This is a genomic window from Bradyrhizobium sp. AUGA SZCCT0431 (genome assembly GCF_018131065.1).
Classification (GTDB): domain Bacteria; phylum Pseudomonadota; class Alphaproteobacteria; order Rhizobiales; family Xanthobacteraceae; genus Bradyrhizobium.
This window is the reverse complement of sequence record NZ_JAFCLR010000067.1, coordinates 1-25130: the sequence shown is the minus strand read 5'-3', so window position 1 is coordinate 25130 and position 25130 is coordinate 1. Positions and strand designations below refer to the sequence as shown.

General features: G+C 58.9%; 20 protein-coding genes and 2 pseudogenes. 8 read left to right on the top strand and 14 right to left on the bottom strand.

All coding sequences use genetic code 11. The features are described from left to right. Positions 1-100: 100 nt before the first annotated feature. Positions 101-1519, bottom strand: coding sequence for a DUF1254 domain-containing protein (locus JQ567_RS36640; RefSeq protein WP_212443327.1), 1419 nt, complete (start codon positions 1517-1519; stop codon positions 101-103). 300 nt (positions 1520-1819) lie between these two features. Then, positions 1820-2347 carry a hypothetical protein gene (locus JQ567_RS36635; RefSeq protein WP_212443326.1) on the bottom strand — a complete coding sequence of 176 codons (528 nt, stop codon included), beginning with the start codon at positions 2345-2347 and terminating at the stop codon, positions 1820-1822. Positions 2348-2656: 309 nt separating this feature from the next. On the opposite strand from JQ567_RS36635, the gene JQ567_RS36630 reads away from it, so the two are divergent. After that, a complete protein-coding gene (locus JQ567_RS36630) occupies positions 2657-3085 on the top strand; it encodes a lipocalin-like domain-containing protein (protein ID WP_212443325.1) in 429 nt (142 codons plus the stop codon). 18 nt (positions 3086-3103) lie between these two features. Further along, positions 3104-3487: a nuclear transport factor 2 family protein gene (locus tag JQ567_RS36625; protein ID WP_212443324.1), complete on the top strand. Its 384-nt coding sequence runs from the start codon at positions 3104-3106 to the stop codon at positions 3485-3487. Between the two features lie 381 nt (positions 3488-3868). Here JQ567_RS36625 and JQ567_RS36620 read toward each other — a convergent pair whose 3' ends face one another. From JQ567_RS36620 to JQ567_RS38985, 8 genes are all read right to left on the bottom strand, one after another. After that, positions 3869-5023, bottom strand: a complete 1155-nt coding sequence (locus tag JQ567_RS36620) for a mannosyltransferase family protein (protein ID WP_212443323.1) — start codon at positions 5021-5023, stop codon at positions 3869-3871. Positions 5024-5239: 216 nt separating this feature from the next. Continuing rightward, a complete protein-coding gene (locus JQ567_RS36615) occupies positions 5240-6832 on the bottom strand; it encodes a hypothetical protein (protein ID WP_212443322.1) in 1593 nt (530 codons plus the stop codon). Between the two features lie 664 nt (positions 6833-7496). Further along, a complete protein-coding gene (locus JQ567_RS36610; RefSeq protein ID WP_212443321.1) occupies positions 7497-8048 on the bottom strand; it encodes a PepSY domain-containing protein in 552 nt (183 codons plus the stop codon). Between the two features lie 411 nt (positions 8049-8459). Next, positions 8460-11561 carry an efflux RND transporter permease subunit gene (locus JQ567_RS36605; protein WP_212443320.1) on the bottom strand — a complete coding sequence of 1034 codons (3102 nt, stop codon included), beginning with the start codon at positions 11559-11561 and terminating at the stop codon, positions 8460-8462. Further along, the gene (locus JQ567_RS36600) at positions 11558-12634 is read right to left on the bottom strand and encodes an efflux RND transporter periplasmic adaptor subunit (RefSeq protein WP_212443319.1); all 1077 of its coding nucleotides are present in this window, start codon (positions 12632-12634) and stop codon (positions 11558-11560) included. The genes JQ567_RS36605 and JQ567_RS36600 overlap by 4 nt, the downstream gene beginning before the upstream one ends. Beyond that, a complete protein-coding gene (locus JQ567_RS36595) occupies positions 12631-13749 on the bottom strand; it encodes an efflux RND transporter periplasmic adaptor subunit (RefSeq protein ID WP_312017522.1) in 1119 nt (372 codons plus the stop codon). The genes JQ567_RS36600 and JQ567_RS36595 overlap by 4 nt, the downstream gene beginning before the upstream one ends. Positions 13750-13890: 141 nt before the next feature. Further along, the gene (locus JQ567_RS36590; protein ID WP_212443318.1) at positions 13891-14415 is read right to left on the bottom strand and encodes a hypothetical protein; all 525 of its coding nucleotides are present in this window, start codon (positions 14413-14415) and stop codon (positions 13891-13893) included. A gap of 16 nt (positions 14416-14431) precedes the next feature. After that, a complete protein-coding gene (locus JQ567_RS38985) occupies positions 14432-15190 on the bottom strand; it encodes a sensor histidine kinase (RefSeq protein WP_212443317.1) in 759 nt (252 codons plus the stop codon). A gap of 132 nt (positions 15191-15322) precedes the next feature. Between JQ567_RS38985 and JQ567_RS36580 the strand changes: the two genes are divergently transcribed. Then, positions 15323-15997: a TetR/AcrR family transcriptional regulator gene (locus tag JQ567_RS36580; protein WP_212443316.1), complete on the top strand. Its 675-nt coding sequence runs from the start codon at positions 15323-15325 to the stop codon at positions 15995-15997. 422 nt (positions 15998-16419) lie between these two features. Here the strand turns inward: JQ567_RS36580 and JQ567_RS36575 are convergent, their stop codons facing one another. Next, positions 16420-16857 carry a hypothetical protein gene (locus JQ567_RS36575; RefSeq protein ID WP_212443315.1) on the bottom strand — a complete coding sequence of 146 codons (438 nt, stop codon included), beginning with the start codon at positions 16855-16857 and terminating at the stop codon, positions 16420-16422. A gap of 580 nt (positions 16858-17437) precedes the next feature. Here JQ567_RS36575 and JQ567_RS36570 point away from each other — a divergent pair. From JQ567_RS36570 to JQ567_RS36560, 3 genes are read left to right on the top strand one after another with little or no spacing between them, the layout of a single operon-like run. Further along, positions 17438-18613 carry a DUF3734 domain-containing protein gene (locus JQ567_RS36570; RefSeq protein ID WP_212443314.1) on the top strand — a complete coding sequence of 392 codons (1176 nt, stop codon included), beginning with the start codon at positions 17438-17440 and terminating at the stop codon, positions 18611-18613. A 39-nt stretch (positions 18614-18652) separates the two neighbouring features. After that, positions 18653-19444 carry an acetoacetate decarboxylase gene (locus JQ567_RS36565; RefSeq protein ID WP_212443313.1) on the top strand — a complete coding sequence of 264 codons (792 nt, stop codon included), beginning with the start codon at positions 18653-18655 and terminating at the stop codon, positions 19442-19444. A gap of 37 nt (positions 19445-19481) precedes the next feature. Then, on the top strand, positions 19482-20270 hold the full coding sequence (locus JQ567_RS36560; protein ID WP_283816619.1) for a 3-hydroxybutyrate dehydrogenase: 789 nt from the start codon (positions 19482-19484) through the stop codon (positions 20268-20270). Positions 20271-21529: 1259 nt separating this feature from the next. Here the strand turns inward: JQ567_RS36560 and JQ567_RS36555 are convergent. Next, the gene (locus tag JQ567_RS36555) at positions 21530-22906 is read right to left on the bottom strand and encodes a CaiB/BaiF CoA-transferase family protein (protein WP_212443311.1); all 1377 of its coding nucleotides are present in this window, start codon (positions 22904-22906) and stop codon (positions 21530-21532) included. 724 nt (positions 22907-23630) lie between these two features. On the opposite strand from JQ567_RS36555, the pseudogene JQ567_RS39160 reads away from it, so the two are divergent. Then, positions 23631-23790 (top strand): annotated as a pseudogene (locus JQ567_RS39160) (DNA ligase); the annotation flags it as partial. A gap of 39 nt (positions 23791-23829) precedes the next feature. Further along, on the top strand, positions 23830-23919 hold the full coding sequence (locus JQ567_RS39155) for a hypothetical protein (RefSeq protein ID WP_409363657.1): 90 nt from the start codon (positions 23830-23832) through the stop codon (positions 23917-23919). A gap of 312 nt (positions 23920-24231) precedes the next feature. On the opposite strand, the gene greA is transcribed toward JQ567_RS39155, so the two are convergent. After that, entirely contained in the window at positions 24232-24714 is a 483-nt protein-coding gene (gene greA, locus JQ567_RS36550) for a transcription elongation factor GreA (protein ID WP_212443310.1), read from the bottom strand. A 221-nt stretch (positions 24715-24935) separates the two neighbouring features. Further along, a pseudogene (locus JQ567_RS36545) lies at positions 24936-25130 on the bottom strand (ATP-binding protein); the annotation flags it as partial.

Sequence of the window (25130 nt, the reverse complement as noted above, 5' to 3'; positions counted from 1 at the left end):
ATCGCGGCCTGAGACCGAACCGGTCCTGGCTTCTCACCGACTTCCTTGGAAGGGTGTTTTTACACGGCCAAGACCCAGAACGGACTTCGCAATCGAATTCTTACGATGCTTTCGTCATCGGCGGATGTTTCCATTTGCCATCGAGCGCCGCTTCCTTTGGCCAATAGAGGCGCATGAAAGCGATGAAGGGACCTTTAGGCGCAGGCAGCCAGTTCGGCTCTTTGTCCTTCCCTGGCGTCTCGTTCTGCACATAGAGCGTCAGGCCGCCATCGGCGTCCTTCACCAACTGCGGCAGCATTGGCGAATTGATCAAATAGCGGTTGATCGGATTGGCGACGAGCAGGCTCTGGGGCAACCCATACATTGTTAGTGACCAGAAGGCGTTGACCGGTGGTAGCTGCCCAGCCGCAAAATGAAGGGTGTATTTGTTGGTGCCATCGAGCTTCTGTCCGGCGGCATCGATGGCATAGATGGGATACATCGCCTCCTGCTTGGAATTTCCTCCGATGCCGAGCACGGCACCAGCCATCCGGTAGAGGTAATTGTTCTTCAGATATGCGCGCGTTCCGAAGACGTCCCCGGAGGTCACTTGCCCCGTGTCGATCTTTTGTTTCTCCAATTCTGCAAGAGCAGCCCAAGCGTCCGCCATTCCTTGCTCGATAGCGGTTTTCATTTCAGGCGATAGCTTGCTGATATCCAGGGTCTTCCCGGCTCCAATGTCGAGCTTGGCGAAACGCGCCATCAGTTCGGTCTCGGACGGATCGGTCGGGCAGAACTGAAGGATGAAGCTCAGGATGTTGAAGAATTCAGGCGACTTCCTCTCGTCGGTCGGCGTCAACGGCTTGATGAAATTGACCGCCGGAGCGGCGGGGGGCGCGGCCTTGCCAAGAAACGACGACAGCGGCTCAGCCTTGTAGCCAGCCTGGACTTTCTTGACGTTGTCGAGGTCTGCCGGATCGAAAAGCTGCGTGCGAAAGGCAGCCCAGATGAAGTCTGTCTCGGAGCGGATCACCTCCTTGACCCCGGCTGGCTTTTCTCCCTTCCAGTTCGGGCCCGCGACAAGGAAGCTGCCGCCATCGTTCCCGGTTGCGCGGCTGCCGACATAGGCGAAATTGAAGGTGTATGCGTCGATGAACTGGATGCTGAAGTAGCGGTCCTTCTGGATCACCGGCACGGTGAGCACAAGTGGTTCGGAACGGAGGTCCGCGCCGAGCCACGAGTAAGGCGTATCCGAGTTTGGCGTCTGGATTGCGGTGTCCGCCGGCGTGTAGACACGCGGGGTGTTGACGAGGTGGTTCCAAGGCGCTTTGTATTCGGGGTTCTTTGCGTCTACGAAATAGGCATGCTGGATGCGGTAGCTATCCACCATCGGGAAACCGTAGATATAGGCCTCCCTGGCGATGGCGCGCACCTCGGCGGGGCTGGCCCCGATCTGAGCGAACGACGGAATGGACTTTGCCGCAGTAGCGGTGACCGCGACTAGGGCGGCGGAACGAAGAAGTTCGCGTTTCGTCAACATGTGGGCATCCCTTCGTCAAAAAGTGCGCAACCGGCAGCACCTCAGAGCGCAAATTACACGTTAGTTGTATGGGAAATATGCACAATCGGCAGTTCGAGAGCGGCGATTGGCCACCCCTGAGAGGATGAACCAAAAGTCCGTTGCGTCGACTAAATCATCCGACGCGAGTGCCTAACTCATGTCTGGGTTTGGCACGAAACCGACCTGCTGCCGCTAGTCCGACATGTCCGCTGTCGGAGGATGAACGGACCTAGCCTAGACGCGGCCCAAGGTCTCAGTTTGACCCAAGTCGGAAGTCTGTCACTTCACAAGGAACTGACGAACTTCCTTTAACTCGGAAATAGGCGGCATCGTCTTAGCCGCGGTTTCAGCAGGGCACCATGGATAGGGCAAATGCGACAACCAATCCATGATCGTTCGATGATGGCTCGAAGCTAGGATGACCATCGATTTAATAGTTATCGTAAGATCATGGACCAATTCGTTTGCACCAAATTGCCAGTTGTAATAGCCGCAACCGACCCTGATAGACCCAGTTTCCTTATCCGACATGCCAACTAAGTAAGAACACTGAAAGTCAGTTTCATCGTCTGTTGGAATTTTGTCCAAACAAAACGTGTATACGTTCTCATTAGCGCGCCCAAAATCTCTCACAAGGACTTGCGTGATTTGTTCGATGCCTTTCGCCGTGGGTGGAAAGGAGATATTTTCGGTCTCAACTCTCATCTCTAGATTGGCATCTGGAGTAAAGGCGTTGTGCAAATGATGCGGACGATTTTCGTCCTTGGCGCGAATGTAAGTTTGGATCGCATTGGCATGGGCACCCATCGCTCCCCCTATGTAAAGTTGCAGCCAACGGTGCCGCATTAACGCTCACCGTCTGCCTGGCATTATTGACCGCATTGCGCGAGGTTGCTCAAGCCCTTTGCTGTCCGGAAGTGGCACGTGTTAGACATGGCGACCGAGCGGGACCAAGTCCGTTGATCGGGGCAGACCGGAAGCGGCTGGCGGAGGGTGAAATCGACGCGATTGACCCAGAGGGGACGTTCGTCGCTAGCCAAATAATACTTTCAACGCTAGCTTTATGTGCCCTGACGAGCAGGTGCGTGCAGGGCCGAAACTCAGAGGGGAGCGGCAATGTCGCAAAGCGATCATAACTCACTGATTGGCCTTTGGAAGTTAAGATCAATCCAGTTTGAAGCTGCCGACACGGGAGAGATCGCCGATGTATTTGGCCCAAACCCGTCGGGTTACATGATCCATACCGGTGACGGACGGATGATGGCGATCTTGACGCGCGCGGATCGCGCGCCACCGAAGGAAGACGCTGACGGCTCAGCGCTTTTCAAGACCATGATGGCTTACACCGGCACCTGTAGGATTGAAGGCGATGACAAGTTCATCACCAATGTCGATCTCGCTTGGCACCCCGCTTGGAATGGCACCGAGCAGGTCCGGTTTTTCAAGCTGGAAGGGGACACTCTTTCGATCACGACCGCTGTACAAGCCAACCCCATGCTTCCGGGCCGGACCGGCAGGGGCATTATTACGTGGACAAGGGCCTGATCTCGGGGAGATGGCTGCATGACAGATGTAAACGGAATTATCCGGGCTTACGGGGCGGCTTGGCTAGAAGCCGACGAAGAGGAGCGCCGTCGCCTTTTGCAAATATCCTGGAGCGAGGATGGAGCTTATGAGGACCCGACCGCGAGTGTAGTGGGTCGGGAAGCTTTGATCCGGCATATCGCCGACTTCCAAAAGCGCTTGCCGGGGACAAAGATTGTCTTTGCTAGCGGCGTCGATCACCATCACGGCAAATTCCATTTTCTGTGGAAGATGGTCGGGCCGGACGGAAAAGTAGCCTCCGAAGGACGTGATTTTGGTGAGTTTGATCGTGATGGTCGGATTTGCCGCATTGCGGGTTTCTTCGGTTCGCCCCCGCCGCTTCCGGACGCGCTAATATTTTGAGAGGGTCCACTCTGGTAACAACCGCCATGTCCGTTGTTGGCACTTTTCGGACATGGCTAATCTGGCGGGCGATGTCCGCTTCTGAGTGAAAAGCAGACATCGCTACTTTTCGATTTGCGACTGGCCGCTTCTGGCGCAAAGCGGACGGTCGCGTTATGAGCGGTTTTGGAATGCAGATGCTTGCTGCATCTCCACGAAGCCGAACCGTAATTCGCCGAGAATGTCCGCTATCGGCGGAACAGCGGAAAACATTTGCTCATGTTGAGTTTTTCGCATTTTGACCCGGAACGGACTTTCGGTCGGAAAGATCTGTAGCGCGGTACACCGCGCGACACGCTAGGTCGCTGCGAGGGAAAGTCGCTGAGGGCTTTCCCGTAGCGATCATCCAATCCAAATTCTCCGAGCAAACAGCGCGGTGCACATGAACAGAGACGCACTGAAAAGTCCTGTCACTCCCGCTAACAGCCACTGCGTTCGCAGTACTAAATGAGCCAGCACTACAAACAGAGGAAATGAAACAAGATTAAATCTGCTCATTGAGACGAAGCCTGCTGGCCCACCGCTGAGTGTCAGATATGGCAACAACAGCACACCGATGGCAAACAATGTCCAGGAGGAGCGCAGTCGAAACCAACCCACACCAATCAGGACAATAAACAACAGTGTAAACCAGCTATCCTGCCCCCATGGATTCCAATCGTTGAGGATCATTCGGGTGACCGGTTCAAATTTGAGTGCCGCAATCAATCTCGTAGCCAGGGTCGTTCCTGCATGGAAAGCCGCCTGCCCATCCGCAAATACAAATGGGTCCCCGAAAGAGCTCCAGAGGTAGATCATGAATAGCCAGATGCCCGATGTCGCGAGAAGGACGCATGGCAAGACGGCAGCAAGGAACGGCTTCTGATCGCGATTGAGCCACATCTCCCAGAGAAGGACGGGCAATAAGACAATGCCCGTTGATCGGCCAGCAACGGCCAAGCCTGCAAGCAGTGCCGCCGACAAATAGCGTTTCTGTTTTAGAACAAGAAAAAACGAAACCACCAGGAACAGTTCCAAGGGTTCGGTATACCCAGCCGACAGCAACACCGAAGTTGGAAAAAAGCTGAGCAGCGCGATTGTGGTGAGAGCGACTTGATCACCAAATTCCTCGCGAACCAGCTTGAAGAGAGCGACGATAGCCAACAATCCCGCGACGTTCGATACTAACAGCAATGCATCCGCAGGCGTGAGGCCGCTGATCGCCGCGAGACCCCGCGCGAGCATCGGATACAACGGATAAAACACGATATTTTGTTGAATAGTCGGATCGCCGTTGTACCGATATCCTTCGGTCGCGATCTTGAAATACCATTCTGAATCCCATTGCAGCAATTGGTGGTACCAGAACGGTCCCGCCGACCAACGTTCGATCGTGCTCGGCACATATTTTTGCGAGAATACCAGCCCGAGCGCGACCACCACCCGCGAACATAAAAATATCAAGATGGCCCAAAAATAGGGAAGGCAAGAATGATCTTTCCAGTTCGGACACCGCATCTCCATGTCCCTAGTGTCGCGTGGTATGAGCACAAGATCAATCGTCCGGTGCAGTCATGTGTCCGGCCTTTCGGCGCGGTCTGACACCACCGCTCGGCTATTGGCACCTTGAGGCATGCCGACGGACTCTGAATTTGTCTGCTTATCGGAGCAGAACCGAAGTGGTCGGCGCACGGTCAGAAAGACGAGAATGACCCAAGGCGGAATTCGGTAAACTTAATCGCATGCCATATTTCCGGCATCCCCGATCGTGAGGAAAGTAATCGTAGCCGGTGCAATCTCAAGAGAACCTGGTTGCGATCTCACCGCGACAAAATGCGGAAGATCATCATTTTGACCGAGCTCCAAAGCCGTTCCATTCAGCTTCATTCCGGCGCTCTGAGGATGGTCCGCCGACAGCGTGTAACGCTCGCTAGTCACGGGCAGTCGCAGGATGGTGGCGGTCGTCCTATCCGTATTGATGGCTAGTAATGTGACGGCTCCGGGTACACCTCGCCGGCAATGCGCATAGAGGTGCGTCCCATTGTGGGCGCCGGCGTCGAGAACGGTTGTACCCATAAGCCTGCGCCAAAGCAGCGCCGCCCAATAGTTTGGGCGCGGCCGCAACGTCTGCTCTTCAAGCAGGCCGTAATCGCTTGCGGCGAGCGTGTTGTGCGCAACCACCTGCACGCCGGCCTTGGCAAGCCGGCCAAGTTGATCGAGATATCGAAAAGTATCGAGGAATGTGGAAGCCCAAGGATTGCCGCCACAGGCTGCGTCGGCGGTTTCGGTAACCCACATCGGCTTTCCGGGCTCGAACTCGTCCCTGAGCGTTTGGTAGAACGCGCGAGTTTGGTCCGTTCTCGCCAACCACTCTTCCGAAAGCGCGGCCTCGGGTGTGGTTTGACCCGGCATACCGGAGCATCGTTGTGAGGTCGCGCCGTAGTGATGATAGGAAAAAGCGTCGATGCCGGATCCGGATGCTGCAAGCATATCCCGCGTCCTGATCGCTTCGGAGCCATATTGCATCGATGATTGCGACGCTGTTGTTTCTCCGACCGAGCCGGGACCTAGCACGATCAAATCCGGTTCGCTGGCCTTGATGAACGCATGAAAGGCTTTGAAGTCCCGCCCGTAAGCCGCAGCGTTATACCCTTTCGGCGCACCTCCCATGGCGGCCAGCGTCGGCTCATTCATGAACTCTGCGGCGGCAATTCTGCCGCCGGCGGATCTGGTATAGGCGATGAAACGACGCGCCTGATCGCTCTGCCATAGACCCGCTGCGTCCCGAACGCCGGGGCTTATTGCCATGGAGGTTACGATCCTGGCGTCAACCGCGTGGGCAAAGTCGATGACATCTTTCCAGCGTTCGCGACCTAGCACGGCGCTGAAACCGCTAGGCGGCGCGGAGGGCGTCTCATCGTTTTCAGCAAGGTATGTGGTGTTGGCCCAGGTGCCGCTTACGCGCACGTAGGCTGGGGCCAGAGCAGCAGCCAATGTGCGTAGTCGGAGGTTCATTAGGTCGATAGGTGCCCGATATTCGTAGAGGTCGGGATTCCTGCCGCCCGGGATATTCCCGGTGCCCGCCGCGCTGCGGGTTGACGGCGCTGAGACACTTGCCCTGTAAGGTTTCCAGAAGTTTCCACCCGTGACCTCGAGCATCTCCACGTTATAGGATTGAAAACGCTCGTCGATCGTACCGAGGCGGGGTAATCGTGAAGGTTCCACAGACAGCGTTGGCGCCTGGGCTGCTGCCTTCTGGATTCCCGTTAGCGCGGCGATCACAACTCCCATTCCGACTTTGAAACAATTAGACTTGGTCATAGCCATTGTCTCTCAAGGAGCGAGTTCGCGCTCAAGCGCGTCGAACCGAGCGGATTCTCTCAAAGCTCAAGCACAGCGGGGGATGGCTGCCTGTGCACGGCTCCCCGGCCTGCTCGCTACTTCAGCCGAAATACAAATTGGGCGGCCTTGGGCTGCGCCCTGTGTTTCTGCTCGAGAGCAGTCTACTTAATTCCGCCGATCATCAATTGAGTTGGTTGGGACGTCTGACTTTGGCGCAAAGCGGTCATTGACGTCAAGATACTAGATCTGGCTGGCTCTCGCTGGCTGGACCTAACCAAACTTCCCCATGATGGATTGAAACGAGAATCCACAATTTTCAAATAGTTAGAAGGCGGCGTGTGCACGACGTGTGCACCGGGAGATCAAGAAAAATCCTAAGACACAACCAATCTGAGCAGTCCTTCCGAGATGGGAGGTAGGCGCCCGCCTGAGACCGAGCGCATACTCAATCGTCAGTGGTGGAAAGCGCACAAACCGTTCGTCGCGCCTTCGCACACTCCGCTGCTTCAACGTAAGACTAGAGAAACCGGACAACGGGAGTTGTAGTCGCTACTCAGACGAAGTTAGCTGGCGTCCCGGCCGAGTAACGATTTGGGCCCCCACGATCTTTCAGTGCAGCGAGGCAATTAGTTGCGCGGCCATGTCCGCTTCAGTTCTTGCGAGCCGTGGCCGGCTGACGTTTTGAAGTGGCGCGTGGCGGTTCGAGGAAGACCTCCTTCACGTGGTCATCGCTTAGCACGACGACCACGAAATTGAGCCGGTCACCTTCCTTCACCAGACCTCCGCTGATGGCTTTTCCAGCTGCGGCTTTCTCGGCGATCGCCACGGCGTCCGATAGCCCCTGTTCGACCAATCGCAATGCGTTGATGTTGTCCCGTTCTGCCATTTCAAGCTCGTTCAGGGACCACGCGGTCTCGGATCCGGCGATCCGCCCCGTACTAACATCAATGACGTTCTCCCATATCTCTTTGTTTTTCACGGTCCTCACCCGATAAGAGGGGTTGTCCGATGTATCGAACGATATCGCGGCGGTGCGTGATCCCACATGCAATCGTTCGGCAATGGCGATCGCCTCGATAAGCGAAAGGTGCGCAGCACGGAAGGCCGCACGGAACCGCTGATCCGAATCTGTGTTCGTCTCACGATTAATTGGCGCGCTTTGGCCAGTCGAGCTCAACGATCCATCGTTGAGTTCAGCCATAGCGGCGCAAGGAACGAGCGCGAGGGATAGCAGGAGGATCCCAATGAACGCGCGTTTCCTCTGCATCGTATCGATTGAACGGCTTGCTGGGTTCATGAGAAGAGCGTCCGGTTTGAGCAATGGACAGGAAAGTGGCTTTCGCTGCAGTCATAGAGGATCAGGTGCACGATCCGTGGGCCAGGATGTCACTGCCGTCGTCCGACATCGGGCCACAATGCTGTAAAGCGAAGGCGGAGCTTTCGTGCTGCACTGGCCGGGCTTGCCCGGCCCTGAAGCCGCAGAGACGACAGTCGGCTTGAGGGTGGTAAAGAAGGCAAGGAACAGAAGGGCACCGATTCCAAACATAAAGAGGCTGAGAACTTGCTTCATATTGGCTCCTATGCATTTTCCAGTTCGCACCGAGGGGGCGCATCAAGAGACGGCTTGCATTTGGGGGGCAAGCGGATTTTCATGAGTGTTATCCGTTGCGGGCGCCGGCTCTTTGATACGGAACCAGGCGACATATAGCGCTGGCAGGAACAACAGCGTCAGCACCGTGCCAACGATGATGCCGCCCATCATCGCGTAGGCCATCGGACCCCAGAAGATCTCGCGTGCGATCGGGATGAGGGCGAGACTTGCGGCGGCCGCGGTCAATATGATCGGTCGCATCCGTTGCTCGGTTGCTTCGACAACGGCGTCCCATGCGGGTCGTCCTTCCGCCTTGAGCTCTTCGATTTGCACGATCAGGATCACCGAGTTACGAATCAGAATGCCGATCAGCGCCAGCACACCGAGGATCGCAACGAAGCCGAGCGGAGCTCCGCTTGGCAGCAGGGCCATGACCACGCCGATCAAGGCGAGGGGCGCGACCGCAAACACCAGGAACAGCCGATGAAAGCTTTGCAGCTGAATCATCAGGATGGTCGCCATAACGAAAAGCATGAGCGGAACGATCGCTGTGATCGGGGCCTGGCTCTTCGCGCTTTCCTCGACCGAGCCTCCGATCGTGACCGAGTATCCCGCCGGCAAGCTTTTTTCGAACTCGTCGACCTTCGGCGCGAGTTGATCAACGACCGTCTTGGGCTGCGCGGTATCGAGAATGCTTGCCTTGAGCGTTATCGTGGGAATCCGCGATCGCCGCCAGATTGTGGGCTGCTCGACTTCATAGCGCAGTGTCGCCACGGCGCCGAGAGGCACCGATTGACCGCCCAACCCAATCAATTGCAGGTCGCGAAGCGTATCGATCGATGCGCGCTCAGCCGCGGTCGCACGGCCTATCGCATTCACCAGGTAAATGCTGTCGCGGACCTGAGTGATCGTTGAACCGGCAAGCACGCCATTCAATGTCGTCGCGATGTCTTCCGAGCTCACGCCAAGCTGTCGCGCCTTGTCCTGCAGCACATCGACTTTGACGACGCGTGCGGGCTCCATCCAGTCGAACACGACATGATCGAGATGCGGATTAGCGCGGACGATGCCGGCGAGGTTTTGGGAAAATTCCCTCACCTTGGCGATGTCGGGCCCGCTCAACCGATACTGCACAGGACGCCCGACCGGCGGTCCGACCTCGAGCAGTTTGACGAACGTATCCGTACCGGGAAACGTCTTCTTCAGATAGGTTTCGAATTGCGTCTTGACCCGGTCACGTGCGGCAATGCCGCCCTTGGTGACGACCACCATTTGGCCGAACCAGGCGTTCGCCGTCTGGACATCGAACGACAACACAAATCGCGGAGCGCCGGTTCCAACATAAGTCGACCAATGGTCGACAGCCAAATTGCCTTGCAGCTGTTCTCGCTCGAAGCGAACGATTTGCGCATTCGTCTCGGTTATCGAAGCGTTCTGAGGCAGGTTCCAGTCGATGACCAATTCGGCACGGTCCGACGAGGGAAAGAACTGCTGCTGCACGAAGTTCATGCCGAACAGAGAAAGCGCGAAGGCCGCGACTGTCACGCCCACGGTGATCCACCGATGACGCATACAAATCAGAAGCAGACGGGCGAACGCCTGCCCAACCCGACCCTTGGAGTCATGATGGCCCTTGATCTTGGCTGGCAGAATCGTGACGCCAAGCAAGGGCGTGAACAGGACCGCCACCACCCACGACACGAGCAACGAGACAGCAATGACCACGAACAGGGTGTAGGTGAACTCACCAGCGTTGCTGGTGTTGAGACCGATCGGGATAAATCCGGCCACGGTGACCAACGTTCCCGTCAGCATGGGAAGGGCCGTAGACGTGTAGACGTGCGTCGCGGCCTTCTCCAGGGGATCGCCCTGTTCGAGCCGCGCCACCATCATTTCAACGGCGATCATGGCGTCGTCGACCAGAAGGCCGAGCGCGATGATCAGGGCGCCGAGCGAAATGCGCTGCAGTGAAATTCCGGCATACTCCATCACAACGAATGTGATCGCCAGCACCAGCGGGATCGCGATCGCAACGACCAGGCCGGCGCGAAGGCCGAGGCTCAAGAAGCTGATCCCGAGCACGATGACCACCGCTTCGAATAGAGCCTTCGTGAAGCCAGAGACGGCGTGCTCGACTACGACCGGCTGGTCGGCGACGAGATGAACTCCCAGGCCGATCGGCTGCTCGGCCAGGATCTTCGACATTTCCTCCTTCAGGGCCTCGCCGAATTTCAGCAAGTTGGCGCCCGACTTCATTCCGATCGCGAGTGCGATGCCCGGCTGGCCGTTGTAGCGAAACAGCGTGGTCGGCGGGTCCGCATAGCCGCGGGTGATGGTTGCCACATCTGTCAGCGGGAAGAACCGGTCGTTGACCCTGAGATTGATCGCCTTCAGGCTTTCCTCGGATGCGAATTGACCGTTAACGCGCACGCTGATGCGCTCCGGCCCCTCCTGGAACACGCCTGAGGGCGCGACGGCATTTTGCGCCTGCAACGATGAAACGATGGAGCGGGTGTCGAGTCCGAGCGAAGCGATCTTCCGGGTCGAGAACTCCAGAAAAATCCTTTCATCCTGTGCACCGAGGATGTCGACCTTGCCGACATCCGGGACAGTCAGGACTTTTGCGCGAATGTCCTCGACGCGGTCGCGCAACTGGCGCTGGGTCAAGCCGTCGCTGGTGAAAGCGTAGATGTTGCCGAACACGTCGCCGAAGCGGTCGTTGAAGCCGGGACCTAAGACCCCTTGCGGGAAATCGCCCTTGATGTCCGCGATCATATTGCGGACGCGCGCCCAGGTCGGCGCTACGTCGGCGGCCTTCGTCGTGTCGCGCAGATAGACGAAGACGGTTGTTTGGCCCGCGACGGTGACGCTCTTGGTATAGTCGAGCGACTCCAGCTCTTCGAGCTTCTTCTCGATCCTGTCGGTAACCTGGCGGGTCATTTCCTCGGGCGAAGCGCCCGGCCACTGCGCTCCGATCACCATGGTCTTGATGGTGAAATCAGGATCTTCCTGCCGCCCCAGCTGCAGATATGCGAACAGGCCCGCTGCCATGAAGGCGATCATGAAATACCAGACGAGCGATCGATGTTCGAGGGCCCAGTCAGAAAGGTTGAAGGTTTTCATGGCGTGGCGTCCTGTTCGATGCGGACCTGCTGTCCGTGCTTGAGGGTGTGGATTCCGGCAGTCGCGATGCGCGCTCCGGCGGCGAGACCGCCGGTGACCCGGATGCCTCGTTCGTCCTCGGAGAGATCGACCTTTTGGAGTGAGACCGTGCTTGTGGGCACGTCGATGAGCCAGACAAAAGTCTCGGTGCCCTTGTTGAGAACGGCCGACGCGGGCACTCGGAGAACTGAGCTGTGATTGCTGCTGAGGCTTGCCGTGATGGTGCTTCCAAGCCGGAAACCTTCAGGCGGGTCAATCAAGGCGATGCGAATGCGGCGCATGCGCGTGACTTGATCGGCTTGGGGTGCAATTTCTCGAATTTGGCCCTGGACTTGAACGGCTGGAAGCAGCTGCAGGCTGACGGTGAACGGTAAGCCCTCGGTCAAGGGCACGGGGAAATCCGCGCCAACATCGACCACAGCCTCACGGGCGTCCAATCGCGCCACGGTCACGACGCTCTGCCCCGGCGACACGACTTGTCCCACCTCGGCTCTCACGGAGGTAACGACACCCGCGAAATCTGACTTGACCCGGGCATAACCCAGCTGTTCGATCGCCTTGGTCAGGTTCGCACGGGCGCGGGCGGTCGATGCTTGTGCCCCCGCGCGCACTTGCTCGGCATCGTCCAGCGTCTGCGTCGTCGTGGCGCCGGTCTTGATCAGGATCCGTTTCCGCTCCTCGGTCCCGGTCGCGTGTTCAAGAAGCGCTTCGGCTTTCGAAATATCCGCTTTCGCTGACCGCACCGCCAACTCAAGGGCGGTGGGATCGATGGCTGCAATCGTTTGCCCTTCGGCAACCAGATCTCCGACGTTGACCGGACGCGCGATAAGGCGTCCCAGCACGCGGAATCCGAGATTCGTCTCGTAGCGGGGCTGGATGGTTCCGACCGCTATTGTGCTGCCGGCTGCGACCGGTTGCAGAACGGTCGACAGCACGGGCCGGATAGGTTCCGGAGCCTTCACCTCCTCTTTGCATCCGGTCACCACCAATGCCGAAGCGATGGTGACTGCAACAACAAGAAACCGCGTCTTCATGATCGATCCTCGCCATATCTAACAGGCTGGCCGGAGCTCAGCAGCTTGCCGCCGTCGACCACGACGCGGTCTCCGGGCTCAAGCCCTTCCTTGATCATCACCGCTCCGGCTTCGTAAGCGCCGATGGTCACCGGCTTCAGCGATGCTGTGTTCGTCTTGGGGTCGACGATCCAGACGGCGGGCCTCGACCCCACTGCCGTCAGCGCAGTCCATGGCAACGTGATCTCCGCGGCCGGCTTGATCCGGGCGGTCCCCGCGATCGCGCTTCCGAGAGTCATTTCAGGGGGCGGAGTTTGGATCGCGACCTTCACACGAACAGTGGAACTCTTGGGATCGACGGCCGGTGATATCTCCCGCAGGTACCCTGCGGCGGTCACACCGGAATCCGAGATCAGCGCCAGCGACACGCGGCCGCGCTCCACGTCATCGAAGAACATCGATTCCGGGACATCGAAAACGGCGTCGCGTTCGCCATCTTGCGCCAGCGTGAAAACCGATTGGGCCGCCTGCACGACCTGTCCAAGTTCAAGGCTTCGCGCGGTTATCACGCCCGGCGCGCGGGCGCGCAGTTCCGTATCGTCGAGTGTCTCGCGGGCTCTTGCCACCTCCGCTTTCGCGGATTCAAGAGTGCTTTGTGCGGTTCGCAATTGCTCCTGAGCCTGGTCGTAGGCGACACGGGTGGTGAAGCCGTTCGAGAGCAGGGAGCTTTGCCGATCAAATGTCGTTTGCGCAACGCGCAGCTGAGCCGCCGCCGCGGCCGCGCCTGCGGCTGCGGCGTCAAAATCGGCCTGCTGCTCGGCCGGATCGAGTCGGGCCAGGAGGTCGCCGGCGTTGACATGGGCGCCGACATCAACCAAGCGCGCGAGCACGCGCCCGCTCACGCGAAAAGAGAGGTCGGCGCGGAAGCGCGCCTGGACTTCACCGCTCAGCGTCGCGGTAGCCTGACTATTTCGCGGCTGCGCGAGTTCGGTGTGTACCAGCGCGGCGCGCTCGACAGGAGCGGCGGAGCGCTCGTTGCAGGCGCCGAGTGGCATTGCCAGAAGCGCGAGCGCCACTGCGGCGCTCATGCGCCGCGGAATGGCCATTGCAGGCGGATGGGGAATGAAGTGGGGCACGATGGATCCTTTAATTAAACTAAACCGTATAGTTTAGTTCGTAGGGTGTCAAGTCCCGAAAGCGGCCTCGGAAGACAGGTTGCGTCGGGTCAAAAAACTTAGAGTCCCGGTGGACGACCGGGCTAAGGGTTCGTATCCGGATCAGTTTCCGCCACAGCGCAGAACGCGCCTGTAGGTACCGTTTCGCCTGAATGCCGACACGTAGTAGCAGTCCTCCTCAGAGGAGGCGTAGGATCCGCCATAGGCATAAGCCGCGGCCGCCGCGTAGGCCCGGTACCGGTAACCACGACGGTAGCCATGGCTGGCGTAACCGTTTCGGGTGTAGTCATTCGCACCCAAGGCCGTAGCCCGACCCGCGACGTCACGGAACTTCGCCTGGCCGCCGCGATCGAGACCGCGCGGTCCGGCAGCGCCGCCGAGACACGAAAAATGAGGTGGAGCACCTGCGATATCGCGCGGAGGTGCGCCCGGAGCAACGCCAAGAGAAGGACCGCCGCCGCCCATACCCGGAGGCGGGCCACCGGCGCCGAAACCAGGAGGGGGACCAGCGAGGCCTGGCGGCGGACCCGGAGGAGGGCCGAACTGCGCGAGCGCGGCACTTGGCGCGACGAGTGCGGCGCCGAACATCACGCTTACGGACAGCAACAGAAGATTCCTTTTCGACATGCGAATGTCCTTCGATTTAGAGTTCTGGTCGGACGGCGATGGCTTCAACCCGCTCGCCCGCCACGGGCAAGCGAAACGGCACTGACAGGGGCTTCAATCGACGATAGGTTCTCGGGCGGCGGCCAGCGACCGCGCGATTGGCGTCCTGCTCACGCTGGGTCAGGGGGAAGTCGAGGGAGAACGCATTCCATTGCGGGCCGGAGGTGCGGTCGACCCGGCCGCCCAGGCTCATGACCAGATCGCCGACGATCCGCAGGCCGCGACCGAGCTTGATCCTTCCCACGACCGATCCGTTGTCGGTGACTCGGCAGTTCACCCAAGAACCCGCGCGCATCAGGCTGATTTTGATTTCACCGTCCCGGCCGTCGAAGCGAGCATGGCGGACCGCGTTCGTCACCAACTCGTAGATGGCCAATGCCAGGCGCCAGCACCGCTCCGACTCGAGCGGCAGCGTTTCAGTGGCCAACACGAGGCGGATGTTCATGCGATCCAGCTTGGATTGGCTCATCGCCAATCCCAGCTTTCGAAGCTGGTCGCCGGCGTCCTCAAGCGTATCGCCGTCCGGCATTGTCAGAATGCTGTGGACCTGGACATGCCCGTGAAGCAAGTCGACGACATTGCTCAGCTCTTCCTTGGCGTCGACGTTGTCGGTCCAGACGGCTTTGAAAGTGACGAGGTTGATGACCGAGGCGAGTTCGTTCTTGATGCGGTGATTCAGCTCGTCCAGCAGGGTTCGTCCCTCCAGGGCGGGCGTATATGGTAGGGAATCGGGCACAGCGGTCTCCTTCTGATTAATTAAACTATACCGTATAGTTTCTTTTACTTGCACTTCGATCGCGAACATGTCAAGCCGGAATTATCAGCGAGCTTGGGCGCTCGCAGCATCGTGAATGCAAGGGTGAAGCCTATGGTGAGCAAGCGCAATGATTTGAAACGGCCGCGTCCGGGAAGACCGCCCAAAGACCTTGCGGGCGATGTGAAGGCGCGAATCCTCGACGCGGCCCAGCGGGTATTCCTCAAGAGAGGTTATCAAAGCGCGAGTCTCGACGAGATCGCCGAGGCGGCGCCGGCGAGCAAGCCGACCATCTATGCTCACTTCCCCGGGAAGGAGGCCCTGTTCGAGGCGGTAGTGGCCCGTGTCATCGAAGGATTGACGAATTTCGATGGCTTTGAGCCCAAAGGGCGATCGGTGCAGGACAAGCTTGCGAGCCTGGGCATCGAGGTCGTGGAACGATTCATCGAAGACACGATCGGCGTCACGCGCGCCACGATTGCCGAAGCCGAACGATTTCCGGCCTTGAGTCGCCAAGTTCACGAAGCCGGGCGAGACCGGGCAGCGGCCGCCGTGTCCCACGTCCTGAACGATGCTACGCAGCCGGTGTCGCGCAGCTCCAAGGGCCCTTTCGGCCCGAAAAGAAGCTTGGCCACGGCGCAAATTTTCATGGACCTGATTCTGCTTCCGATGCTGATGCGGGCTCTGATGGGTGAGGGCGCGAAAGAACTGCGCAGCGAAGCGCCCGCTTTCGTGCGCGAGCGAATCAGCTTCTTCCTGGCGGCCTGCGAAGCCGACTGGGGGAAGTAACGTCCTTGCGCGCCGCCAAGCGAGTGCGGACTTCGGATGGCACGGCTTTCCCAAACCGCGGGTCCGCCTGCTCTGCGGCCGGGCCGGCCGAGCAGGGCGGTCGAAAACAGGGTCTGACGGGAATGGCGGCCATCTCGGCGAACGCGTCGAAGGGTTGGCGTTCCGTCGCAACGGCGGGTTTGCTTCCGCCAATGCCGGTCTCCACGCCGGCTTTTTGCGTCACCATCGCGCCGGTTGTGTCGAACACCACACGCTCAGGCCATTTATGATCCGTATGGATTCGAATCCTGATCTTCTGATCGAGCGGAACGCCGGCGTGTGGAGCAATCGGTGCCGGGAGGCACCAGTTCGCGGCAAGAATCGTCGCGAGCAGAAAGCTTCCTACCCACCCGAAATACTGAAAGACCGGCATGATCGGAGCCTCAGCGCGCGTGAGAGGATTGCAGTTCGCAGCGGCAGGCCTCGCTGAAATCTCGCAACGGATCCATCTCGTTGATCAGGTCGGGCAGATCGACGAACTTCCTGTTCGGCGAAAGATAGGTGTTTAGGATCAATCGAGCTGCCTTTTCGGCGGCTTCGATCACGGCATCGCTCGAAAGGATTTTCATCCGCGCGATGAGAGCGTAGAGGTCGACGAGCTTCGAGACCTCGGACTTGTCGTTGACGATGGCGTCGGCGTACAGCCTCGCTGCTTCTTCAATGAAGGTCTTGTAGAGTTCTTCACGTTGGGACGTGGCCCGCAGTGAATGGCGGGCGCGGTCCTTGCGGCGCTGGGTCACCCAATTGGTGACAATCGACGCCAGCGTTCCGGAAGCCGACCCGGAAAACGACGCAAGCGCGGGAATGACGAACATATCCATTTTCGCTGTCTCCTTATTGCCGGCTCAATCGGCGTCTGCGGACGTCGCGGGTCGGGTTGATCGTCGCGGTTCGCTGGGTTTGGCTTTGCTGGCCAGTGGGCCGGCGCTCTGTTCGAACACCGATCGGCATGCGTCGCTGAGATCGGACCTGTTCTGTCTCAGGCAGTATTCGACTCTCGTGGGGTCGGGAATGTAGCCAACGCAGAAGCGGAAGGCGTCGGGCGCGCACGCCGCCCTCTGCTCGGCAGTACCGCGATTCTCTTGCGCAGCGGCGGTTGTCGCGCAAAGCAACACTGCCAGCGCTTGGATAGGAAGTCTGATTTTCGAGATCATGTCGGATACTCCTCTGATTGATCTCTGCGCAAGAAGGCTGAATTTCAGCGACTTGCCGCGCTCACAAAAAAGCTGACGGGCTCGCTTGAGTTCTTCTTCTTGACAGGATCTTATTTAAACTATACGGTTTAGTTTAGTTCCTCGGGACAGAATGTCAATCTCTTTTTCCGGCCAGCAGAACACTGGCGCAGTATCGGAGAGCGACAATCCCGAGGGTGGTCCGAAATCCCAAAACGAAGAGCACACAATGAATTTTCAGCTTCAACCACACCTCACGGCGGCGAAAAGAAAGCTGCCGTTCGATTGCGTCGCGCTGCTCCTGCAAGGCGGCGGTGCACTGGGGGCATATCAGGGCGGCGTCTACGAGGCGCTGGCGGAGGCTGATATCCATCCGAACTGGATCGCGGGCATCTCGATCGGGGCGATCAACGCCGCCATCATCGCAGGCAACCCGCCCAATTCCCGCATCGACCGATTGCGCGAGTTCTGGACGCAGGTGACTTCGAGCGCGCCTTGGGATTGGTCAGGCAATCCATTCGTTGATCTCGCCCGAAGCGACGACGCGCGCAATCTTCTCAATCAAATGAACGCTGGTCTGGCTGCCGCGTTCGGCGCAACCGGGTTTTTCTCTGCGCGGGGTGTGATGCCCTGGTTGCAACCGGGCGGCACGATGGCTGCGACCAGCTTCTACGATACCAAGCACCTCAGGCAGACCCTCGAGCGCCTGGTGGATTTTGATCGTCTCAATGCCGGGATGACGCGCTTCAGCGCGGGCGCCGTCAATGTCAGGACCGGAAATTTTGTCTATTTCGACACCAGCACTCACAAGATCACCCCCGAGCATGTCATGGCGAGCGGGGCACTGCCACCCGGTTTTCCGGCCGTCGAAATCGATGGCGAGCAGTACTGGGACGGCGGCCTGGTGTCCAACACGCCGCTGCAATGGGTGATCGACAGCAACCCACGGCGTGAGGATACGCTTGCATTTCAGATCGACCTCTGGAGCTCGCAAGGCGCGCTTCCGAGTAACCTGGCGGAAGTCGCCACACGCCACAAGGAGATTCAGTTCTCAAGCCGCACGCGCGCGAGTACCGAACAATTCAAGAGCGTACACCGCGTGCAGCGTGCTCTTGCGGCTCTGCTCCGCAGGCTCCCTGGCGATCTTGAGGAAAACGATGATCTGAAGATCCTGAAGTCGGTCGCCAGTGACAAGGTCTACAACATCGTTCACCTGATCTATCGGGCTCGAAATTACGAAGGACACTCCAAAGACTACGAGTTTTCCCGTCTATCGATGCAGGATCATTGGCGTGCGGGCTATCACGATGCCGTCCGCACGATTCGCCATCCCGAAGTGCTTACTCGACCCACGAGTCTTGATGGCGTCTACACGTTCGATCTCGAACGCGATGGTCGTGAATAACAATCAACTGGTCAAAAAAACCGCGAAGTGGAGTTAAACATGCGCGAGACAGAAATACTTGAACGGGCGTTCGCGATGCCGTTGACGAGCCCATCATATCCGCCGGGACCGTATCGGTTCGTCAACCGTGAATACCTGATCATCACCTACCGCACCGATCCGGCGAAGCTGCGCGCGGTGGTGCCCGAGCCGCTTGAACTCGACCAGCGGGAGGCGCTGGTGAAATACGAATTCATCCGCATGCCGGATTCGAACGGCTTCGGCGATTACACCGAAAGCGGGCAGGTGATTCCAGTCTCCTTCCGCGGCCGCAGGGGCAGCTACACCCACTGCATGTTCCTCGATGATGAGGGGCCGATCTCCGGTGGGCGCGAGCTCTGGGGCTTTCCGAAGAAACTGGCGAAGCCGACGCTGCGGACAGAGGTCGACACACTGATCGGAACCCTGGACTACGGTCCGCTTCGGGTTGCCACCGGTACGATGGGTTACAAGCACCGCGAAGTGGATCTGTCGCACGTCAAGGCGTCGCTTGAGGCGCCGAACTTCCTGCTCAAGATCATTCCGCATGTCGACGGCACGCCGCGCATCTGCGAACTGGTCGAATATCATCTCGAGGATGTCACGATCAAGGGCGCGTGGACCGGGCCTGCGGCGCTCCATTTGACTCCTCATGCGTTGGCACCCGTAGCTGACCTGCCAGTTCTCGAGGTGGTGTCCGCGGTCCACATACTGGCCGACCTGACGCTCGGGCTGGGAAAGGTCGTGCACGACTACCTCCAACAGCCAAGCCGACGTCTCCTCGAAGCCCGCGCGATGAGTCTCGTCGGGTGAACATGAACGCATGCAACAGACAAAGAAGGAGAGTGAATTGAGTATTCTGAAGGGCAAGACGGCCGTTGTGACCGGCTCGACAAGCGGAATAGGCCTAGGATGCGCGCGGGCATTCGCAGGTGCAGGCGCCAACATCGTGCTCAACGGGATTGGGGCACCGGCCGATGTCGAAAAAACGCGGACTGCGATCGAGAACGACTTCGGGGTGAAGGCTATCTATACGCCCGCGAACATGGCCGAGCCTACGGAAATCGCCAGCATGATCTCGCTCGCCGAGAAAACATTCGGCCGCGTGGACGTGCTCGTCAACAATGCCGGCATCCAGCATGTCTCCCCAATCGAGGATTTTCCGGTCGAAAAGTGGGACGCAGTCATCGCAATCAACCTGTCCTCCGCATTCCATGCGATCCGCGCCGTTACTCCTGGCATGAAGCAACGAGGCTGGGGTCGAATCATCAATATGGCGTCGGCGCATTCGCTGGTCGCATCGCCATATAAGTCTGCCTACGTCGCGGCCAAGCACGGCATCGCGGGTCTAACCAAGACAGTGGCGCTGGAGTTCGCGCAATCGCGGATCACCTGTAACTGCATAAGCCCCGGCTATGTCTGGACTCCTTTAGTGGAGAAGCAGATTCCGGAAACGATGAAGACACGCAACATGAGCGAGGATCAGGTGATCAAGGAAGTCTTGCTCGCTGCCCAGCCCACCAAGGAATTCGTCACGATCGAGCAGGTGGCTTCGCTGGCGCTGTTCCTGTGCAGCCCGGACGCCGCCCAGATCACCGGCGCCAACCTCTCGATCGACGGCGGCTGGACGGCGGCTTAGGGCGGCCGAAATGCGCACTGGCTCTTGAAATAGACGGTGAAAAAGGATGGTCGGCGAACAGCTGCGCTAGACCAAGAGAAGACAACAATGCCCAACACCTACGGACTGCTGCCTTACTGAACATCAACCAATTCATCTGGAGAGAAGATCATGAACAAGCGACTGATCGCGAATGTCATTGGCTGTGCCTGCCTTACCCTGGCGACCGCTGCCGAAGCCCGGACCTCATACGACGGTCCCTGGAATCTCACGTTCGTTACACAACGGGGAAGCTGCGATCCGACCTACAATTTCTCAGTGAACATAAACGACGGCGTTGTGACGCATCCCAATCTGGTGAAGTTCAGAGGGTCTGTCGGAAGATCGGGCGGGGTTCGCGCGTCGGCGACGGTCCACGACAAATACGCATCAGGGGCGGGGAGGCTGACGCGAGACGCCGGTCGCGGGACCTGGAGCGGTCACGCAGGAGGTGGGCGCTGCTCGGGATATTGGACTGCGCAACGAAACAAATAGGACATAATCGCCGGGATTCGCCTCTAGAAACGAGACTGTTTTGCTACTGTCGCTACGAGGCGCTTCTGCAATCTTGAGCAATGCGCGCGGAGCGGGGCCGAATGGTCACAGTGAACTTGATGGCACGCTTGAAAGTTGATGATGCGCTTTCGATCTACAACTGGAGTTGTGAGCAGGGAGGCGGATTGAGTGTTGTTGTTTATTAAGTCGAGCAATGGCCGCTTCTGGCGCAAAGCGGACATTCGCCAAAACGCCGATGTCAGCGAAGTGCCAGGATATTAGGCTGCTTGCTTGAATGTAGCTGCCCTAGCCTGGGGATTGCTTCCCATTGACCATCGAGCGGGCCGATCGACGTACCGCAATGCCTCTCGATATCTCCTCGCGTTCCGAGAGCGTCAGCGCCAATCGCGAGCGACGCCGAGGAGCTGGACGAATCCCACCGTGCGGTGACACCTGGAAATAAATCGACGATGAAGGCTTCCCAAACGCCCGCCCGATCGCTTTGAGCGACTCCCCGCGCTGCCAGCGATCCCATAACTCCGTCTTCTCGGCCGCCGTAAACCCTCGACGAAAGCCTCGATCCATCGTCACACTCCATCTTTTCCCTTTAAGATAAAGTGTTGCGTCGCCCGGCTGAGCCGGCACCCCTAAGAGCAGACGTCGTCAGACCGCCCCTGCACGTCCGAAAAGTGCTGCCATGAACGGACGGTGTTGGCGTCCTTGGACTCGTTCGCAGGCCTCACGTCCTATGGATTGGCTGGGGCAACCTGTGGCGCTACGAACGGCTCCATTCGGTGCACGATACCTTCCGCGAACAGTCCGTCTATTTCGGCCGACGAAAGACCCAGCATCGTCGAGAGGACGTCAGTGGTGTCGTCGCCGATCGACGGCGCTCCGCGCCAGATGCGGCCTGGTGTCAGCGACATCTTCGGCACCACGCCGAAGACTCGGATCGGAACGCCAGACTGACGATCGAGTACCGGGACGGTCATTTCGCGAGCCGCGTAGTGCTCGTCGTGATACTGGTCGCGCACGTTGAACACGCGAGCGCAGCCAATCTGAGCCGCGTTCATCGCGGTTTCCACCTCAAGTGCCGTATGCGCAGCGCAATAGTTGCGCAGCCGACGGTCGAGTTCGCGCCCCTTCTCCGAGTTGACCGCGGCCGCGTCTTTCGAGCACTCGTCGTAGCTGTACTCCACGGGGTCAAGCCCGAGGAATCTCGGCACCCGATCGTAGATTGCGCCCCCGAGCGCGCCGATATAGACCCAGCCGTCGCTGCATTTGAACGTATCGTAGGGCTGGAAGCCCGCCGGCCGATTACCGGTATGCCCGGAGACCGCGCCCTCGCCAGTGAAGATCGGCAGTGTATTGCCATTGGTCTGGGCGACCGCTTCATATTGCGCGAGGTCGATCACCTGTCCCCGCCCGCTCTTCTTGACCTCCCACAGCGCCATCATTGTTGCCGCCCACCCGGTTAGCGCGGTGACATAATCGCCGGTATAGGATTTGGCGCGCTGCGGCGGGCCAGCGGGGTCGCCGGTCAAATTCATCATGCCGCCGTAGGCCTGTGCGATCGCATCGTAGCCCGGTCGCCCAAGATATTCCTGCTTTCCGTACTGACCGTAGGTGCTGACGCGCACGATCACGAGACTAGGGTTGACCGCCAGCGCCAGCTCGTTGGTGATGCCGTTACGTTCGCATGTGCCGGGGGCTGATGATTCCATCCATACGTCTGAAATCTTCCACAGCGCCATCAAGAGCTCGATGCCGCGCGCCTTCTTGAAATCGAGCCCCATCGACAACTTATTCTTCGTAACTTCGGCCTCATCGCCTCCGTGGGCGCGCGGCCCGCGCACCAACTGCGGCGCGGTGAAGCGAAAAATGTCGCCGCCCGGCTTCTCGACGTGAATCACCTCAGCGCCGAACTCTGCGAGCTTGGTGCCAATGTAGGGCTGGGCGATCAACTGCCCGGTGCCGACCGCACGAATGCCCTCCAACGGACCGAACGCGGGCGTGACGCACGGCGTTTTCGGTCGCTGAAGCTTCTTGATCCACTCTGGGATGGTGCTTCGAAGTTGCTCAATCTTGTCCTCGTCCTTGACGAGCCTTGGATCGTGCGGCATGCAACGCTCCTCTGTTGTGGGCATCATGCAATAGATAATTCCGGTTCAAATCAAGATCATTCACAAGCGGCACGCAATGTCCGCCTTGGGTGTGCGCCGTGGAAAGGCGGCGCTTTCCAGTGGGTGTAAGTCCCACCCGGCAATCGCTCCAGCCGGAAGCAACCGGAGCAGTCATGGAGGTAACGAAGTGGCTGAAGCCTCTGGTTAGCGTGTCACGATATACGGTGACAGCGCGAGTGTGCAGGCCGTAACACGAGTGAACGCCGAGCAAGCCTCGAAAAGGACGATGCGCAGGCCGACCCGACAACCCTTTCGGGGAAGGCTGGTACGGCCGGGGTGAATGAGCGAAGCAGTACGTCCAGCCGCTGCGCCGGGGTAGTGGCGACAGCATGTACACAAGGAAAGCGTACGCAACACGAGAGACCCCAAGGCGTGGGCAGGGATGACCAACCGGATGCCCGCGAGGGACAGGCGGGCGCCCTGGGGAGGCGGAGAGGTCCGTAATACCGCGGAAGCCGGGTAACGCCGGTGGAGGGAAGACCTCTCTTCGACCGGTGGGTGGTAAACGACGCATCCGGAAAATGGGTGAAATCAAGTACCCGACACCGACCGCGCTTCCAGACACAGTAGTTCAGATTGACCAAACAATTGCATTTCGAGGTCGAGAATTGATCGGCCCGTTCGGGCTTTCAGAGCCGCCAAGAGTGAAGAACTCGTACATGCGGTTGCTTCCGATGCGTGGCATGTAGCGGCGGGTTCTGCAATCATCGATGGCGAAGCCGCGTGTACCCGCTAAAAACGGGACGACAGATCTTTCAAATCTGCAAAACGAACTGAAAGTGCGATCTACCAAGATCGTGCTGGTCGTATTTGATTTGCTCTATCGCAAATAGCTCATCGCCGCATCTGGGGTTGAGCCGCAGTTGCTTGCCGAAATTGAACTTCGGGCCAAGTCGGCGGGGGGCAAGTTGCGGCATCCGTTCTTCAAAGGGATCAGAGAGGATTTGGCATGACCAAAGCTATCGAGGCGTAACCGCAATGCCACATCGACGCGGATTCCGTTCCTTTGTGGTCAGTATCGTACAGACGCAACCGGAATGAAGGGTAGGCTTCGCGTGTGTGTGGGGCAATGCAGCGGCGGCGGTTGCGGACTCGTCGAGGAACCTCCAAGCCTCGAACGAGTCCGCTGGCGCCGCTCTTCGACTGATTGCGCGTATCGACTGCGCCACCAAGCGCTCGATCAAATCCAGCATGATGGCGCGCGCGCCGCGGCTATTGGCGCGAAGAGGACATTCCAAACATCGGCTGCGTCCCGTGCGGGGGTGCTACGAGATCGCAATGATCTCAAACTCTTGACCGGATGTACCGACGACATCCCCGACAGCTTTGCCCATCAGAGACCTTGCCACCGGGGACACGAAGGAAATGGAACCGGCCTTAGGGTCCGCTTCGTCCTCTCCCACGATATGATATTTCTGCACGCGCCCATCGTCGCGCCTGAAGGTCACGGTGCTCCCAAAGGCGACAGTGTCAGTGGATGTGGGATTGGGGATGACCTGAGCCGTCCGAACTCTCGCCGCAAAGTAGCGCACATCACGCAAGGGTGTTGCTGCCTGCCGCCGCCGTTCATTTACGTCTTCGATCTTCTGCGCCGTCTCGTACGCCTCGCGAGCCTGTTGGAGCTGAAATTCCAGAGCCTTTAATCCCGCTTCCGTAACGAGGTTCGGATGAGGTGAAACCGGGCGGTCGGGAAGCAAGGTCTCCGACGCAGTTTCGGCACTGTCTTCCTTGGTGAAAGCAACGCTCAAGCTCAGAACTCCTCTTAAGCGAGATATGCAAAAAGCGGTCGGCGACGAGAGCGCGGACCCGTCAAAGGAACTGTAGCGCAACGCTCAACGACTTTTGCGAATCATATACCGCGGAGCGAGACGGGCGCCATGATCAACTTACCTCCTTTGTATATCACTCGACAGAAGCCCTGCGGCAGTCCTCTGCTGCAGACAGCCACGGCTTGATGCGTGGTATTTTCTCATGGAGCCGAACTGCTGCAGCCTTGCTCGGCCGGCAGTTCCTCGGCATTGGGGTCGCCCGGTGCCGTCGCCCAAGCCAGTTCGACGAGCGTTACGATCCGCCGACCGGCACCGTCAAGCTGGCAAACGATGAGGCCCTGCTCCTCGATGTAGGTCAGCAGACGCCGTGCACGGCGCAACGAATGTGAGCCATA

Bases quoted from the DNA above. Each gene is read 5' to 3' on its own strand.
- JQ567_RS36640 (WP_212443327.1), bottom strand. From the start codon at position 1,519: ATGTTGACGAAACGCGAACTTCTTCGTTCCGCCGCCCTAGTCGCGGTC.
- JQ567_RS36635 (WP_212443326.1), bottom strand. From the start codon at position 2,347: ATGGGTGCCCATGCCAATGCGATCCAAACTTACATTCGCGCCAAGGAC.
- JQ567_RS36630 (WP_212443325.1), top strand. From the start codon at position 2,657: ATGTCGCAAAGCGATCATAACTCACTGATTGGCCTTTGGAAGTTAAGA.
- JQ567_RS36625 (WP_212443324.1), top strand. From the start codon at position 3,104: ATGACAGATGTAAACGGAATTATCCGGGCTTACGGGGCGGCTTGGCTA.
- JQ567_RS36620 (WP_212443323.1), bottom strand. From the start codon at position 5,023: ATGCGGTGTCCGAACTGGAAAGATCATTCTTGCCTTCCCTATTTTTGG.
- JQ567_RS36615 (WP_212443322.1), bottom strand. From the start codon at position 6,832: ATGGCTATGACCAAGTCTAATTGTTTCAAAGTCGGAATGGGAGTTGTG.
- JQ567_RS36610 (WP_212443321.1), bottom strand. From the start codon at position 8,048: ATGGCTGAACTCAACGATGGATCGTTGAGCTCGACTGGCCAAAGCGCG.
- JQ567_RS36605 (WP_212443320.1), bottom strand. From the start codon at position 11,561: ATGAAAACCTTCAACCTTTCTGACTGGGCCCTCGAACATCGATCGCTC.
- JQ567_RS36600 (WP_212443319.1), bottom strand. From the start codon at position 12,634: ATGAAGACGCGGTTTCTTGTTGTTGCAGTCACCATCGCTTCGGCATTG.
- JQ567_RS36590 (WP_212443318.1), bottom strand. From the start codon at position 14,415: ATGTCGAAAAGGAATCTTCTGTTGCTGTCCGTAAGCGTGATGTTCGGC.
- JQ567_RS36580 (WP_212443316.1), top strand. From the start codon at position 15,323: ATGGTGAGCAAGCGCAATGATTTGAAACGGCCGCGTCCGGGAAGACCG.
- JQ567_RS36575 (WP_212443315.1), bottom strand. From the start codon at position 16,857: ATGGATATGTTCGTCATTCCCGCGCTTGCGTCGTTTTCCGGGTCGGCT.
- JQ567_RS36570 (WP_212443314.1), top strand. From the start codon at position 17,438: ATGAATTTTCAGCTTCAACCACACCTCACGGCGGCGAAAAGAAAGCTG.
- JQ567_RS36565 (WP_212443313.1), top strand. From the start codon at position 18,653: ATGCGCGAGACAGAAATACTTGAACGGGCGTTCGCGATGCCGTTGACG.
- JQ567_RS36555 (WP_212443311.1), bottom strand. From the start codon at position 22,906: ATGCCGCACGATCCAAGGCTCGTCAAGGACGAGGACAAGATTGAGCAA.